This window comes from Exiguobacterium sp. SH0S1 (assembly GCF_004337165.1).
Lineage (GTDB): Bacteria > Bacillota > Bacilli > Exiguobacteriales > Exiguobacteriaceae > Exiguobacterium > Exiguobacterium aurantiacum_A.
Map to the genome: position 1 here is coordinate 1 of NZ_SJVC01000010.1, position 14,412 is coordinate 14,412.

The 14,412-nt window shown below is 52.7% G+C and carries 14 protein-coding genes and 1 rRNA gene; all 15 read right to left on the reverse strand.

What is annotated here, in order from left to right; all coding sequences use genetic code 11:
• Positions 1 to 64: ribosomal RNA gene (locus EVJ20_RS14435) — 16S ribosomal RNA — on the reverse strand; the annotation flags it as partial.
• A gap of 321 nt (positions 65 to 385) precedes the next feature.
• Complete coding sequence (lysS, locus tag EVJ20_RS14440; protein ID WP_070329362.1) at positions 386 to 1,876, reverse strand: lysine--tRNA ligase; 1,491 nt, start codon at positions 1,874 to 1,876, stop codon at positions 386 to 388.
• A gap of 148 nt (positions 1,877 to 2,024) precedes the next feature.
• The gene (dusB, locus tag EVJ20_RS14445) at positions 2,025 to 3,020 is read right to left on the reverse strand and encodes a tRNA dihydrouridine synthase DusB (RefSeq protein ID WP_016509635.1); all 996 of its coding nucleotides are present in this window, start codon (positions 3,018 to 3,020) and stop codon (positions 2,025 to 2,027) included.
• 22 nt (positions 3,021 to 3,042) lie between these two features.
• Positions 3,043 to 3,546 carry a 2-amino-4-hydroxy-6-hydroxymethyldihydropteridine diphosphokinase gene (gene folK / locus EVJ20_RS14450; RefSeq protein WP_131508721.1) on the reverse strand — a complete coding sequence of 168 codons (504 nt, stop codon included), beginning with the start codon at positions 3,544 to 3,546 and terminating at the stop codon, positions 3,043 to 3,045.
• Positions 3,543 to 3,908 (reverse strand): dihydroneopterin aldolase, encoded by a 366-nt coding sequence (gene folB, locus EVJ20_RS14455; protein WP_070329365.1) that lies wholly within the window; start codon positions 3,906 to 3,908, stop codon positions 3,543 to 3,545. Before folB ends, folK begins: the two co-directional genes overlap by 4 nt.
• A complete protein-coding gene (folP, locus tag EVJ20_RS14460) occupies positions 3,901 to 4,686 on the reverse strand; it encodes a dihydropteroate synthase (RefSeq protein ID WP_071398647.1) in 786 nt (261 codons plus the stop codon). Before folP ends, folB begins: the two co-directional genes overlap by 8 nt.
• Positions 4,683 to 5,516, reverse strand: coding sequence for an aminotransferase class IV (locus EVJ20_RS14465; protein ID WP_131441706.1), 834 nt, complete (start codon positions 5,514 to 5,516; stop codon positions 4,683 to 4,685). Before EVJ20_RS14465 ends, folP begins: the two co-directional genes overlap by 4 nt.
• The gene (pabA, locus tag EVJ20_RS14470) at positions 5,500 to 6,084 is read right to left on the reverse strand and encodes an aminodeoxychorismate/anthranilate synthase component II (protein WP_131441707.1); all 585 of its coding nucleotides are present in this window, start codon (positions 6,082 to 6,084) and stop codon (positions 5,500 to 5,502) included. Before pabA ends, EVJ20_RS14465 begins: the two co-directional genes overlap by 17 nt.
• Positions 6,081 to 7,460 (reverse strand): anthranilate synthase component I family protein, encoded by a 1,380-nt coding sequence (locus tag EVJ20_RS14475; protein WP_236636494.1) that lies wholly within the window; start codon positions 7,458 to 7,460, stop codon positions 6,081 to 6,083. Before EVJ20_RS14475 ends, pabA begins: the two co-directional genes overlap by 4 nt.
• A gap of 94 nt (positions 7,461 to 7,554) precedes the next feature.
• Complete coding sequence (gene cysK, locus EVJ20_RS14480) at positions 7,555 to 8,508, reverse strand: cysteine synthase A (RefSeq protein WP_131508723.1); 954 nt, start codon at positions 8,506 to 8,508, stop codon at positions 7,555 to 7,557.
• A gap of 86 nt (positions 8,509 to 8,594) precedes the next feature.
• Complete coding sequence (hslO, locus tag EVJ20_RS14485) at positions 8,595 to 9,521, reverse strand: Hsp33 family molecular chaperone HslO (RefSeq protein ID WP_071398643.1); 927 nt, start codon at positions 9,519 to 9,521, stop codon at positions 8,595 to 8,597.
• Between the two features lie 21 nt (positions 9,522 to 9,542).
• The gene (locus EVJ20_RS14490; protein WP_070329371.1) at positions 9,543 to 10,307 is read right to left on the reverse strand and encodes a type III pantothenate kinase; all 765 of its coding nucleotides are present in this window, start codon (positions 10,305 to 10,307) and stop codon (positions 9,543 to 9,545) included.
• 94 nt (positions 10,308 to 10,401) lie between these two features.
• On the reverse strand, positions 10,402 to 12,429 hold the full coding sequence (gene ftsH, locus EVJ20_RS14495; protein ID WP_071398642.1) for an ATP-dependent zinc metalloprotease FtsH: 2,028 nt from the start codon (positions 12,427 to 12,429) through the stop codon (positions 10,402 to 10,404).
• Between the two features lie 106 nt (positions 12,430 to 12,535).
• Positions 12,536 to 13,081: a hypoxanthine phosphoribosyltransferase gene (gene hpt / locus EVJ20_RS14500; RefSeq protein WP_016509617.1), complete on the reverse strand. Its 546-nt coding sequence runs from the start codon at positions 13,079 to 13,081 to the stop codon at positions 12,536 to 12,538.
• Between the two features lie 35 nt (positions 13,082 to 13,116).
• Positions 13,117 to 14,352, reverse strand: a complete 1,236-nt coding sequence (gene tilS, locus EVJ20_RS14505; protein ID WP_236636506.1) for a tRNA lysidine(34) synthetase TilS — start codon at positions 14,350 to 14,352, stop codon at positions 13,117 to 13,119.
• Between the last annotated feature and the right edge of the window lie 60 nt (positions 14,353 to 14,412).

Sequence of the window (14,412 nt, forward strand, 5' to 3'; positions counted from 1 at the left end):
CGACTTGCATGTATTAGGCACGCCGCCAGCGTTCGTCCTGAGCCAGGATCAAACTCTCCAAAGAATTTGATATAGCTCTTGAAAATGACGAAGCTTGCGCTTCAATCAAAACTTGTAAAACTTTTTTTGCCTCATCGTTCAGTTTTCAAAGTTCGTCTGTCGCTCTTAACGACTCTTACAATATTACAAGTCATCGACACAGTTGTCAACCACTTTTTTAATTCTTTTCCGCTGCCATCAGCGGCAACGTTTATTACTTTAACCCATCCTCAAATAGAATGCAATAGTTTCGGCAAAAGTTTTTCCGAAAAAGTTTCCTGCCACGTTATAGCTTGGCTGTAGAAACCAAAAACCTCTCACCGCAATGGTGAGAGGTCGTAACTTGTTACTGTTGGTGACGCATTGTCGGGAAGAGCAATACGTCGCGAATCGATGGTGCGTCTGTGAGCAACATGACAAGACGGTCAATCCCGATTCCGAGACCACCTGTTGGCGGCATCCCGTACTCGAGCGCTTCTAGGAAGTCGTTATCAAGTTCATGGGCCTCATCGTTCCCAGCTTCTTTTTCAAGTAGTTGGGCTTCGAAGCGCTCACGTTGATCGATTGGATCGTTCAACTCTGTGAACGCGTTCGCGTGTTCACGACGAACGATGAACAGCTCGAAGCGATCTGTGAAGCGCGGGTCTTGATCGTTCTTCTTCGCAAGCGGCGACACTTCGACCGGATGTCCCGTGACGAACGTAGGTTGAAGCAACGTCTCTTCGATTTTTTGTTCGAAGAACTCGTTGACGATATGACCGAACGTCATATGGTCTTGGACTTCTACCCCGTGCTCTTTCGCAAGTTCACGTGCCTGTTCATCAGACATCTGCTGCCAGAAGTCGACACCCATCTCTTCTTTAACCAAGTCGACCATATGGGCCCGCTTCCAACCGACACCAAGATGGATCGTATCTTCTCCATACTTCACGTCTGTCGTACCAAGTACTTCTTTAGCAACGTGCGCAACGAGTTCTTCTGTCAAATCCATGATGTCGTTGTAATCAGCGTACGCTTCATAGAGCTCGATCATTGTGAACTCTGGGTTGTGTCGTGTCGAGATACCTTCGTTACGGAAGACACGACCAATCTCATAAACACGCTCAAGGCCACCGACGATGAGGCGCTTCAAGTGAAGCTCGATCGCGATGCGCATATAAAGTTCCATATCGAGGGCGTTATGGTGCGTCAAGAACGGACGGGCAGCTGCTCCGCCTGCAATCGTATGGAGCATCGGTGTCTCAACTTCTAAGTAACCGCGATGGTTCAAGAAGTTACGGATCTCTGAAATGATTCGGCTACGCAAAATGAATGTTTGGCGCGAATCATTGTTCGTGATCAAATCGAGATAACGTTGACGATAACGTTGTTCGACATCTTTTAAGCCATGATATTTGTCTGGAAGCGGACGGAGCGCTTTCGTCAAAAGTTCAAACGTCTCGACGTGAATCGATAACTCGCCAACATTCGTTTTGAACAGCTTACCTTTCACGCCGACAATATCACCGAGGTCAGACGATTTGAACAAATCAAACGCCTCATCCCCTACGTCATTTTTACGGACGTAAATTTGAACCTGTCCCGTGACGTCTTGGATGTGGGCGAAGAAGACCTTCCCTTTTCCACGTTTCGTCATAATCCGTCCCGCGAGCGTGACTTCTACGTCTTGCTCAGCGAGCGCCTCTTTCTCAATCGCTTCATATTGCTCATGTAATTCACCGGCATGGGCTGAGCGTTCGAACCGATGTCCGAACGGGTCGAGCCCTTGCGCGCGCATCTCAGTCATCTTTTCAAATCGAACCTGCATTTGGTCGTTCATTTCCAACTCGTGACTCACTACTCCATTCACTCCTCTATACATATTGGGTTTGGTCCTAACAAAAAGCTGTCGACCTCACGGCCAACAGCACAGCCTAAGCTGTTCGCTCTTTGCGTATCACTTTTTCGCCAAACAAGCTTACCATAAATCACTTTTTTACACTAGTTCACACTTCTTGTGGCGCGTTCTCGATCTGTCCGACGAAATCGTAGAGCACACTCCCGACGGCATCCCGTGATTCCAACTCGAAGACTTGCTTACGGACCGGCCCGTTCCCTTTGAGACCTTTCAAGTACCAGGCCACGTGTTGACGCATTTCACGAACCGCCGCCACCTCGCCTTTCAAGTCGATCAAACGATCGAGATGCAGCATGCAAATGTCAATTTTCTCGCGTGCCTCCGGCTCGGCCGGAAGTTCACCCGTCTCGAGGTACTGCACCGTCTGATAGAGCATCCATGGATTTCCGAGGGCAGCCCGCCCGATCATGACCGCATCGACACCGTAATGGTCGAGGGCATGCTTCGCTTGTTGCGGCGTGGTAATATCACCGTTCCCGATAATCGGGATGCCCGCAATTTTCTTCGCCTCACCAATAAGCTCCCAGTTGGCTGTTCCTTCATACAATTGGGACCGCGTCCGTCCGTGAATCGCGATCGCCGCCGCGCCACCGGATTCGGCCGCTCTGACGTTATCTAGAAGGTAGATGTGCTGACTGTCCCAGCCGGTGCGCATCTTGACGGTCACTGGTTTGTCCACCGCCTTCGATACGGCGTTCACCATCTCATAAACCTTATCCGGATCGAGGAGCCACTTGGCACCCGCTTCACATTTCGTGACTTTCGGGACCGGGCACCCCATGTTGATGTCGATGATATCGGCGTTCGTGTTTTGATCCACGTATTGCGCCGCTTTCACGAGCGTGTCTTTCGAACCGCCAAAAATTTGCAGGCTGAGCGGCTTTTCGCGCTCATCGACGTACAACATGCGCAGCGTTCTCGCGTTTTCAAATAAAATCCCTTTGTCGCTGACCATCTCCGCACAAACGAGTCCGGCACCGAATTCCTTCGCAATCAAACGAAATGCCGGGTTCGTCACTCCGGCCATCGGGGCGAGGACCGCCCGATTTTTTATATCAACGTTACCAATTTTGAACCCTGACATTGCTTCACTTCCTTCAATAGCGTTAAACAGAACCGACTAATGACGTTAACGACTGTAGACGTACGACGTCGCGCCGCTCCGATTCCGGCAAGGCGTCGCATAATTGTCGTACCGTCTTCCCATTCACCTCGAGCGTCGGAGCAATCTCCGCGAGCGGGGCGAGGACAAAAGCACGTTCATGCATTCGCGGATGCGGAACAGTTAAGTGCTTCGATTGTATATATTCGCCGTTATAGAGCAAGATGTCAAGGTCGATCGTACGCGGCCCGTTCTTAAACAGACGCTCTCTTCCAAGACCGCGCTCAACCTGTTGGAGACGAACGAGTGCGTCTTCCGCCCCGAGCGATGTCTCGACTTCGACGACCATGTTATAAAACGATGGTTGATCTATATAGCCGACCGGTGCCGTCTCGTATACGTTCGATTGCTTCGTCACATGAAGACCGGCCGCCTCCATCTCTTGAAGGGCACCGAACAAGTAACGCTCCCGTTCACCGATATTCGAACCAAGCGCCACATACATCATCCGTTACGCCTCCGCGTCATCTCAATCGCGACTGAATCATAATGACCCGGAATCGGCGGGTCCGGTTTGATGACCTTGACCGTCACACTTTGAATCTTGTCACTGTGGGCGAGCACGGCCGTCGTGATCCGTTCACCGAGTGCTTCGAGTAAGTTGACCGCCTCGCCTGTGACGATGTCTTCTGTCAGTTGATAGAGTCCGGCATAGCTGACACCGTCCTCCAAATTGTCGGACTGGCCGGCAGGGGCCAGGTCTAACTCACACATCAAATCAATATTAAATCGCTGACCGAGCCGGTTCTCTTCTTCAAAGACACCGTGGTAACCGTAAAAACGCATCCCGTTCACAAACATTTTATCCAACTTGTCCGCCTCCTAACATCGCATCCATCATCCGTGACGCCCGTTTGTTCTCTAACACATCATGCACCCTTACCCAGGCGCATCCTTTCGCGATTCCGAGACATGTCGTCGCGACCGTCCCTTCGACCCGCTCCTCGGTCGGTAAATCAAGTGTCTGGCCGATGAACGATTTTCGCGATGTCCCGAGCAGAACGGGGAACCCGAGATTCGTGATGACGTCGAGCCGATTCATGAGCTCTAAGTTTTGGTTGTAGTCCTTGGCGAAGCCGATGCCGGGGTCTAACCAAATCTGGTCATCACGAACACCGGCGGCACGGGCGATCGCGATTGATTCTTGTATGTCGCCGACGACTTCTTCGATGAAGTGTCCATAGTTTCGGTTGTCTCGATTATGCATCAAAATGATCGGGACGTTAAACTCTTTGGCCACTTCTGCCATCGATTGATCGTCCCACTTCGACCCCCACACATCATTGATCATGTCAGCGCCTGCTTCAAGTGCCGCTCGCGCAACGATAGGTTTGTACGTATCGATCGAGATCAGGACGTCAAGCTCCTCTTTCAGGCGGCGAATGACTGGGACGACGCGGGCGATCTCTTGATCCGCCGTGACGAACTGTGCGCCCGGCCTTGTCGACTCGCCTCCGACGTCGATCGCATCGGCCCCGTCCTGAACGAGCCGTTTAGCGTGTTCGAGCGCTTGCTCGACTGCGTTATAACGCCCACCGTCTGAAAACGAATCTGGCGTCACGTTTAAAATGCCCATAATTTTTGTCATGCTGTTCCCTCACTTTCAATTGCTCGTCGTAACTCGGACCAACACGCTGTAAATCGAGCCCCCTGCTTGCCTGGATACGTCCGGCCGGCATAAGCGGTGACCGGTGCGATTTGTTGCACCGAGTTCGTGAGCCAAATTTCGGACGCTTGCTCGAGTTCTTTAAACGTCACATCACGCTCGAGCACGTCAAACGTCTCCATCAGCCAGTGCCTGGTCACGCCGGCAAGCGCCCCGGTCTCAAGCGGCGTCGTCCATAGCCGCCCATCCTGTTCTACCCAAAAGATGTTTGAGACGAGTCCCTCGACGACACGTCCCGCCTCGTCCGCGAACAAACCTTCCGCTTCCCGGTCGACCAAGGCACGTTTTCCAAGGATGTTGTTCATATAGTGATGTGACTTCAAACGGAACGCCGCTTCCGGTCGACTTCTCGGAAACGGGAGTGCCTCAAGCCGTTTCTCGGTCGGTTCGAACGTGTCCGGTAACGGTTTGACGAGCAGCGTCACGTTCGGCCGTGAGTAACGCCCGTCGTGCAGACCGAGCGGAGCGACACCGGCGGAGACGTTCAGTCGGATATATACGTTCGGCGCCTCGTTTTGACGCACGACGTCTTGAATCGCCTGTCTGATTTCCTGCTTCGTATAAGGTAGATCGATCCAAAGTGCGTCCATACTTTTCTCAAGCCTGTCCCAATGGAGGTCGAACAAGAACGGGACCCCGTCAAACGTCCGGAACGTCTCGAACAACCCCATCCCGTACAAAAAACCGTGGTCGTGAACCGGCACCGTCACTTCTGAACTGCCGCGCAGTTCGCCGTTATGCCAAAGCCACATGACGATACGCCTCGATAAAATTTTTAATCATGTCTTTCCCATGTTCCGTCAAGATGGCTTCAGGATGAAATTGGACGCCCTCGATCGGCAATTCTTTATGGCGTAGCGCCATGATCTCGCCCGTGCTCGTCTCAGCCGTCACTTCTAAGCAGGACGGCAATGAAGCGCGCTCGACGGCGAGCGAATGGTAACGCGTCACAATCGTCTGCTGTGGGATGTCTTTAAATAACGTCTTACCGTCATGTTCGATCGGTGACGTCTTCCCGTGCATGAGGCGGTCCGCATGGACGACTTTCCCGCCGAACGCCTGACCGATAGCTTGATGACCGAGACACACACCGAAAATCGGGATCTTCCCAGCAAACGTCCGAATCGCGTCGACGCTGATTCCCGCTTCGTTCGGCGTCCGCGGACCTGGCGAGATGACGAGATAACTCGGACCCATCTGTTTAATCTCTTTGATCGTAACGTCGTCATTGCGACGCACGATCAAGTCCTCTCCGAGCTCACCAAAGTATTGAACCAAGTTGTACGTGAATGAGTCGTAGTTATCGATGAGTAAAATCATACCGTCGCCTCCGTCATTTCTTTCGCGGCCCATAGCGCCTTCGCTTTCGACAACGATTCTTCATATTCAGCGACCGGGTCGGAGTCGATGACAATACCTGCCCCGGCCTGGACGTGGGCCATCCCGTCTTTGACGACCATCGTCCGGATCGTGATGTTAAAGACGAGGTCGTCGTCCCAACTGATCCAGCCGAACGAACCCGTGTAAATCCCACGTCGAACCGGTTCAAGTTCCTCGATGATTTCCATCGTCCGAATTTTCGGGGCACCGGTAATCGTTCCGCCCGGGAACATCGCCCCGAGCGCCTCTGACCCGGACACACCGTCTCGCATCGTGCCGCGCACGTTCGAAACGATGTGCTGGACGTGTGAGTACTTCTCGATGACCATCAATTCGTCGACGTGCACCGTCCCATAAGCGGCCACTTTCCCGAGGTCGTTCCGCTCCAAATCAACGAGCATGACGTGCTCGGCCCGCTCTTTCTCGTTATCGAGCAACGTCCGCGCTAGTTCCATATCTTCTGCCTCGTCCCGTCCGCGCGGCCGTGTCCCGGCGATCGGGCGTGTCGAGATCGACGTCCCATGTTTCTCAATCAACAGTTCTGGCGAAGCCGACACCATCGTCAAAAAATCGTCGACGAAGTACCCCATGTACGGTGAAGGATTCATTTGGCGCAACGTGTCATAGACGTGGCGCGGGTCCGCGAGCAGCGCTTCCGATTGGCGGACGCTCAGGTTCACTTGGAACACGTCGCCTTCGACGATGTAGTCTTGAATTTTCTGCACAGCTTCGACGAATTCACCTTGCGATAGAGAACGCGCTCGCTCGAGCGGTGCTTGCGCGACCGGTCTGAACGCGTAATGCGTCTCTGTCTGCCATAAGGCAGCCCAGCGCTCGAGCTTCGCTTCTACTTCTTCATCGGCGGTGACTAGCAAATAGAGGAGCGACGTCGCTTCGTCGAATACCGCCACTTCGTCAAACAACAAGAACGAGACGTCGGGCGTCCCTAGATCATCTTCCGCTTGACGCGGCAAGCGTTCAAGTGTCCGGGCGACATCGTAACTGACATAACCAATCATTCCGCCGAAGAATGGCGGTGCCCCTTCTGGTCTTGCGGCAACGTAACGGGCCCGTACTTGCTCGACGATGTCGAGCGGTTGGCCATAAAACGTCTCGGTCTTATCTGAAATGACGAGCGTTCCAGTCCCGTCTTTCACGTGAAGCGCACCGAACGGCTCGATTCCGGCCATCGTGTAACGTCCAGCCCTCCCGCTCTCGAGCCACGCATAGCACTCGCCCGCTTCCGTCAACGTCATATACGTCTCATACATTCTCTCTTTTGTCGTTCGCATCGTTTTGAACGCTGTCGTTCTCACGTCAAATCCCCCCGTTCCACTCATTCATGCCTCTAATTGTACACAAGAAAAGGCAGTTACCGAAAGAAGATGTCTTCTGGTAACTGCCGTTTGTTTATGCGCGAACGCTGTCTGATTCTTCGTCGAACTGATAGAGCGGCGTGCTAAGGTAGCGTTCTCCGTTTGACGGGATGATCGCGAGCACGTTTTTGCCTTTTCCAAGGCGCTTCGCCGTATCGACCGCGGCCGCGATGGCTGCACCTGACGAGATGCCACCGAGCACACCGTTCGTCCGAGCCGCGAGACGCGCGTATTCGAACGCCTGCTCTGTCGTTATTTGAAGGACACCTTCGTAAATCTCAGTGTCTAAAATCGACGGGATAAAGCCGGCTCCGATGCCTTGAATTTTATGAGGTCCTGGCTTCCCTCCAGATAAGACTGGAGAGTCGACCGGTTCGACAGCTAAAATTTGCACGTCTGGATAGTGGGCTTTCAATACTTTACCCGCTCCTGTGATCGTTCCGCCTGTACCGACACCCGCGATGAACGCATCGACTTGAAGACCTGACGCGTCGAACGCATCAACGATCTCAGGGCCGGTCGTCATTTCATGGACGTTCGGGTTGGCCGCATTATTGAATTGTTGCGGGAGGAAGTAGCCGTTTTTCTCAGCTTCTTCTGTCGCCCGGCGAATCGCTCCGCCCATCCCCTCAGGACCCGGCGTCAAAATCAGCTCGGCACCGTATCCGCGAAGCAAGTTGCGACGTTCCATACTCATCGTTTCCGGCATGACGAGAATTGCCTTATAGCCTTTAGCAGAACTGACCATCGCGAGTCCGATGCCCGTGTTCCCACTCGTCGGCTCAATGATTGTGTCACCCGGCTTTAAGACGCCTTCTTTCTCAGCGGCCTCGATCATCGCTAAAGCGATCCGGTCTTTTACACTCGAACCAGGGTTCATATATTCCAACTTCATGTAAACCGTCGCGTCATCCGGGCCAGTCAGCCCGTTTAACTTCACGATTGGAGTCTTGCCAATTAAGTCTGTCACTGAATCTACGATACGCATTTCATTTCCTCCTTCATAATTCCGACTATTCCGATATTGTAATAATACCCTATCGGATTGAAAATATGCAATTTGGAACGACAGCCTCAGCGTGCTTGCTGTTTCATCACTTCGAGCTGTTCAGCCGAGAAGTGATACTTTTCGCCGCAGAAGTGACAAACTGCTTCAGCGCCGCCATCTTCTTCGATCATTTGACGGATCTCTTCGGTACCGAGTCCGATGATCGCACTCTCCATCCGATCTCGGCTGCACGTACAGTTGAACTGTACCGGTTTGTGATCGAGCACTTCTAAGCTATCTCCGAGGAGCATATGCAGCATCTCTTCCGGTGTCTTCTCTTCTCCGATGAGAACCGACACTGGCGGGAACGTCTTCAATGCGTCTTCTAACGCTTGAATCGTTTGCTCTGAAGCGTCTGGCATCAACTGGACGATAATCCCGCCGGCAGCTAAAATCGATTCATCTTCCGGAAGCACGAGCACGCCTGCTCCGACGACTGAAGGCACTTGTTCCGACGTCGCGAAGTAGTACGTGAAGTCTTCGCTGATCTCACCTGTTTGAATTTCGGACGAACCGCCAACGAAGTCTTTTAGACCGAGGTCTTTGATGACCGAGACCGTTCCTCGGCCAACGACTTCGCCAACTTTCAACTTCGTCAATCCGTGGTCGTTGACGAACGTGCCGCCTTCGACACGAGGGTGTGACACGTATCCGCGAACGTCTCCTGCCGTGTCCGCATCGACGATGATTTTCCCGATTGGTCCATCGCCTTCGACTTTAAGGGTGACGCGCGCGGCTCCTTTTTGCATCGAACCGATCATCGTCCCGATCGTCATCGTCCGACCGAGTGCAGCTGAGGCGACCGGTGTCGTCTGATGGCGAAGTTGCGTTTCGAAAATCGTTTTCGTCGTCCGTACGGCGAACGCCCGGACTTCTCCACCGAACCCGAGGGCACGGACGAGATAGTCGTCTTTCATTTGGTCAAGTAACGCTTGTTGTTCTGGTTGAATCATATTGAGTAACTCCTTTAAAGTTTATTTCTGGTTGCGCTCATAGATGAGGCGAAGTCCATCGAGCGTCAAGAACGAGTCGACGACGTCAATCGTTTCGGCATGTTCACTGATCAAACGGGCCAGCCCACCTGTCGCGATGACGGTCGCTTCCCCGACTTCACGCTTGACGCGACTGACGATGCCATCGACTTGGGCGACATACCCGTAATACGTGCCCGATTGCATCGCTTGGATTGTATTTTTCCCGACGACGGTCGGCGGGGTCGCGAGCTCGATGCGCGGTAATTTCGCGGCCCGTTGATAGAGCGCCTCGACCGAGATCATAATCCCTGGGGAGATGATCCCGCCGTGATAACGACGTTTGTCATCGATGTAGCAATACGTCGTCGCCGTACCGAAATCGACGATGATCAATGGACCGTCGTACTTGGCAATACCTGCGACCGCGTTGACGATGCGGTCCGCCCCGACTTCACGAGGATTGTCGACGTGGATGTCGAGACCTGTTTTCACGCCGGGACCGACGACGATTGGCCGGACGTTGAAGTAGCGCTGTGACATCTGTTCGAGCGGGAAGATGACTGGTGGAACAACCGAAGACAAAATGACGCCGTCGATTTGGTCAAACGAGACGTTCGAGTGGTCAAACAAAGACTTGACGAGCATACCGTACTCATCGGTCGTTTTCGTGCGGTCCGTCGAGATGCGCCAATGATGGACGAGCGTCTCACCGTCGTACATCCCGAGGACAATATTTGTATTCCCAACATCGATCACTAAAATCATGATATGGTTCCTCACTTTGTTGTCAATTACAGTTCGCTCGAATTATAACACGAAAAAAGACGAATGCCTTATTTAGGGCATTCGTCTCTTACACTTACCGTGATTCGTTGTTCGGGCGTTCCGTCGGTGTCGCTTCCGGCTTATCGCCTTCAGGGACAACGTCCGGCTTCGCTTCTTGAACGACTCCAGGCTGATCGATGACTTGCCCGTGCTTGACGGCCGCCTCATCTTTCTTCGCCTCATCGCTTGCATCATCTTTCGATGGTTCAGACGGCTCTTCCGGTTCGTTCGGAAGGAACTCGCGCGTCTTAATCAAGTGACGAATCTGTTTCGAATCGAGCGTCTCGACTTCGAGCAACGTCTTCGCGACGAGCTCGAGATCGTCTTTACGGTCCGTCAAAATCTGTTTCGCTTTCGCGTAACAACGGTTGATGATGTCCCGAATCTCGAGGTCGATATCTTGTGCAATCGCATCCGAGTAGTTTTGTTCCGTTTGGAAATCGCGACCTAAGAAGACTTGTCCTCCATGGTTCGATCCAAGTTGGAGCGGTCCGAGCTTGTCGCTCATCCCGTAATCCATGACCATCTTCCGAGCGATACCAGTCGCGCGTTGGAAGTCATTGCTTGCTCCTGTCGATACTTCACCGAAGATGACGTCTTCCGCCACGCGGCCCCCGAGGAGACCAACGATTTTATCTTCGAGTTCAGGTTTCGTCATGAAGTAACGATCTTCTTTCGGAAGCATGACGACGTATCCGCCAGCGTTTCCACGTGGAACGATTGTCACTTTGTGCACTTCGTCTGCGTTCTCGAGTTCAATCCCGATAATCGTATGACCTGCCTCATGATAGGCGACGATTTGGCGTTCTTTCTCCGAGATGACGCGGCTCTTCTTAGAAGGACCAGCGATGACACGGTCAATCGCTTCCTCGACATCCACGACCGAGACCGCTGAACGGTCAGACCGGGCTGCGACGAGCGCTGCTTCGTTCAACAAGTTTTCAAGGTCAGCACCTGAGAATCCAGGCGTCCGCTGAGCGATCGACTTCAAGTCAACTGTCGAATCGAGCGGTTTGTTGCGGGCATGAACTTTGAGTACTGCTTCACGGCCTTTAACATCCGGACGGTCAACCGTGATTTGACGGTCGAATCGACCTGGACGAAGAAGGGCCGGGTCAAGAATGTCCGGACGGTTCGTCGCGGCAATCATGATGATTCCTTCGTTGTCACTGAATCCATCCATCTCGACGAGAAGTTGGTTGAGCGTTTGCTCACGCTCGTCATGGCCGCCACCAAGACCGGCACCACGCTGGCGTCCGACCGCATCGATCTCATCGATGAAGATGATACACGGTGCGTTCTTTTTCGCATTCTCGAACAAGTCGCGGACACGCGACGCCCCGACACCGACGAACATTTCGACGAAGTCAGAACCTGAGATCGAGAAGAACGGTACACCGGCTTCTCCCGCAGCTGCACGAGCGAGTAACGTCTTACCTGTTCCCGGAGGACCGACGAGCAAGACGCCTTTTGGAATCCGTGCTCCAAGTTTCGAGAACTTGCGAGGGTCTTTCAAGAATTCGACGACTTCGATGAGTTCTTGTTTCTCCTCATCCGCCCCGGCAACATCATCAAACGTTACACGACGTTTTTCTTGGTCGTAGAGTTTCGCCTTCGATTTCCCGAAGTTCATCACACGACCGCCACCGCCGCCGCCTTGGGCTTGGTTGAGCAAGAAGAAGAACAAGATGAAGATGATGATAAACGGTAAGATCGCGAATACGATGCTAAACCAGCTACCACTCGACTCTGACTCTTCGATTTGAATGTCGGTATTCGCACGAAGTTGCGAGAGCACTTCGGCGTATTCGGCCTCGTTAGCCGGGATATTCGTTTCGTAACGCTGGTCTTCGTCTCCTGTAAGGTCACCTGTAATTGAGATGGCTCCCGGGATTTCCTGTACGGTTGCCGTTTCGATCCGATCATCTTCCACATATTCCAAGAACTTCGAATAAGAGAGCGTTTCGCTCTGGCTACTCGGGTTCTGTAAATATTGAAGGAACAAGATCAAGGCCAGGAAAATCACACCGAACACTAAGGTGTTTTTCACTGCACGATTCATTCTCTGCCTCCTATTCCGAGAAACGATGTTCTCGCCCATTCAGTATATGTGTATACTTTGGGGTATTTCTTTTATCTTAACACGTCACATTTTCAAAAGAAAAACGTTAGCCCCCGTAAACACTCGGCTTGAGCACACCGACGTAAGGAAGGTTACGATATTTCTCTTCGTAATCGAGACCGTAGCCGACGACAAACTCGTGCGGAATCACGAAACCGCTGTAGTCTGCCGATAGACCGTTCTTGCGACCCGTCGGTTTATCGAGCAACGTAACGATCTTCACCGACTTGGCTTTCCGATATTTGAGGAGATCGACGAGATAGCCGAGCGTAAGCCCGCTATCAATAATATCTTCTACAATCAAGATGTCTCGTCCTTCTACAGACGTGTTTAAATCTTTCTCGATTTTCACTTCACCAGTTGACGACGTTCCACCGTGATACGTCGATACGTCCATGAAGTCCATCTCTAAATGGATGTCCATTTCTTTGACAAGGTCTGACATGAACGGCATCGCGCCTTTCAATACGCAAACGAGAAGCGGAAACTCTTCTTTATATTCTTCGCTGAGCGTTGTCGCGAGTTCTTTCACCTTTACTTGAATCTCTTCACTTGAAATAAGCACCTTTTCCATATCGTTCATTAATGACATCTTGAAATCCTCCTCTTTCTAATCCGACACAATCATCATTTTACCATTAATCGTGGGCAAATCGCATCTGACTTATCCGGAAAATCCGAAACTCTTACTCCTACTATAGCGACAATCCTCCCTGTCGCGTCAACTACTAAGGGGACAAACGGACGATTTTCACGCCGGATTTTCGCATCGACCAAGATTCGGGCGACTTTTTTCGTCCCGATTGAGAGTTTCATCACATCCCCTGGCCGAACGGAGCGGACGGTCAACGGGAATGTGAGCACCTCGAGGGGGATCCCGTACTTGCCTGTGACGACTTCGAGCGAGACGTCGCGATTGCCGAACGATAGACGGGCCGGGACGCTTAACACCATGTGTTCATCCGGCGCTTGTGACGAATCCGGTCGTTCCTCCGTGACGAGGCTGATCACCCCATCATACTTTTGCAGGCGCGCGCCGCCTTCAAGGTCGTATCGTCCTGTTCCTTTTGGACTACCGAGGAGACGACGGATGGCTTCGCCCATCTCGACACCATATCTAGCCGATAAGAGTCGGCCGAGTACGTATCGTTCGGGTTCGTTCAAACCGGCCACGTCTTCAAGTTTCACATGAAACGTTTTCATATTATAACGGACGTGGCGCACCATCCACTTCCCGACGTCGTCGTAGCGCTTATGCCAGAGCTCACGCTGCCGACGGGCCGCGCTACCGACGTCTTGAACCACGTTCGGCCAAACATCGAGGAGCTGCGGGACGATGTGGTGTCTGATCTTGTTGCGCAAATAATTCGTCTGCTCATTCGTCGCGTCTTCTCGCCAGACGAGTCCGTTCGCTAACGCGTACGCCAAGAGCTGTCGTTTTGTTTCCGTCAGCAACGGACGAACGATTGTCCCTCCGGCGAACGGACGACGTTCCGGGATCCCCGTCACTTCGACGACGTTTCGATGAAGCTGGATGAGTACCGTTTCGAGCTCGTCATCGCCGTGATGAGCCGTCATCAGTTCGGTATACCCGTCTTCACGCATGACCGTTTCAAAAAATGCATACCGCGCCGTCCGATAGACGGCTTGCGATCCCCCGTCCGGAAACGCAAGACGCTTCCCGTGAAACGGCACACCGTACGCTTTCGCCAACTGTCTCACGAACTCGAACTCTTCATCGGACTCAGGCCTAAGTCCATGATGGACGTGGGCGACCCCGACGTCAGCACCGCTTCTCACGACGCGGTCTAACAAGACGATCGAATCCATCCCACCCGATACGGCCACCAGCACTTTCGTCATCGTCGCTCCTCCTTGATATAACAAAAGAAGCCATCTCAAGTTGAGATGGCTTCTTTTCGC

Coding starts and splice junctions, on each gene's coding strand:
- dusB (WP_016509635.1), bottom strand. CDS start 3,020: ATGTCAGGGTTCAAAATTGGTAACGTTGATATAAAAAATCGGGCGGTC.
- folK (WP_131508721.1), bottom strand. CDS start 3,546: ATGATGTATGTGGCGCTTGGTTCGAATATCGGTGAACGGGAGCGTTAC.
- folP (WP_071398647.1), bottom strand. CDS start 4,686: ATGACAAAAATTATGGGCATTTTAAACGTGACGCCAGATTCGTTTTCA.
- EVJ20_RS14465 (WP_131441706.1), bottom strand. CDS start 5,516: ATGTGGCTTTGGCATAACGGCGAACTGCGCGGCAGTTCAGAAGTGACG.
- pabA (WP_131441707.1), bottom strand. CDS start 6,084: ATGATTTTACTCATCGATAACTACGACTCATTCACGTACAACTTGGTT.
- cysK (WP_131508723.1), bottom strand. CDS start 8,508: ATGCGTATCGTAGATTCAGTGACAGACTTAATTGGCAAGACTCCAATC.
- hslO (WP_071398643.1), bottom strand. CDS start 9,521: ATGATTCAACCAGAACAACAAGCGTTACTTGACCAAATGAAAGACGAC.
- EVJ20_RS14490 (WP_070329371.1), bottom strand. CDS start 10,307: ATGATTTTAGTGATCGATGTTGGGAATACAAATATTGTCCTCGGGATG.
- ftsH (WP_071398642.1), bottom strand. CDS start 12,429: ATGAATCGTGCAGTGAAAAACACCTTAGTGTTCGGTGTGATTTTCCTG.
- hpt (WP_016509617.1), bottom strand. CDS start 13,081: ATGTCATTAATGAACGATATGGAAAAGGTGCTTATTTCAAGTGAAGAG.
- tilS (WP_236636506.1), bottom strand. CDS start 14,352: ATGACGAAAGTGCTGGTGGCCGTATCGGGTGGGATGGATTCGATCGTC.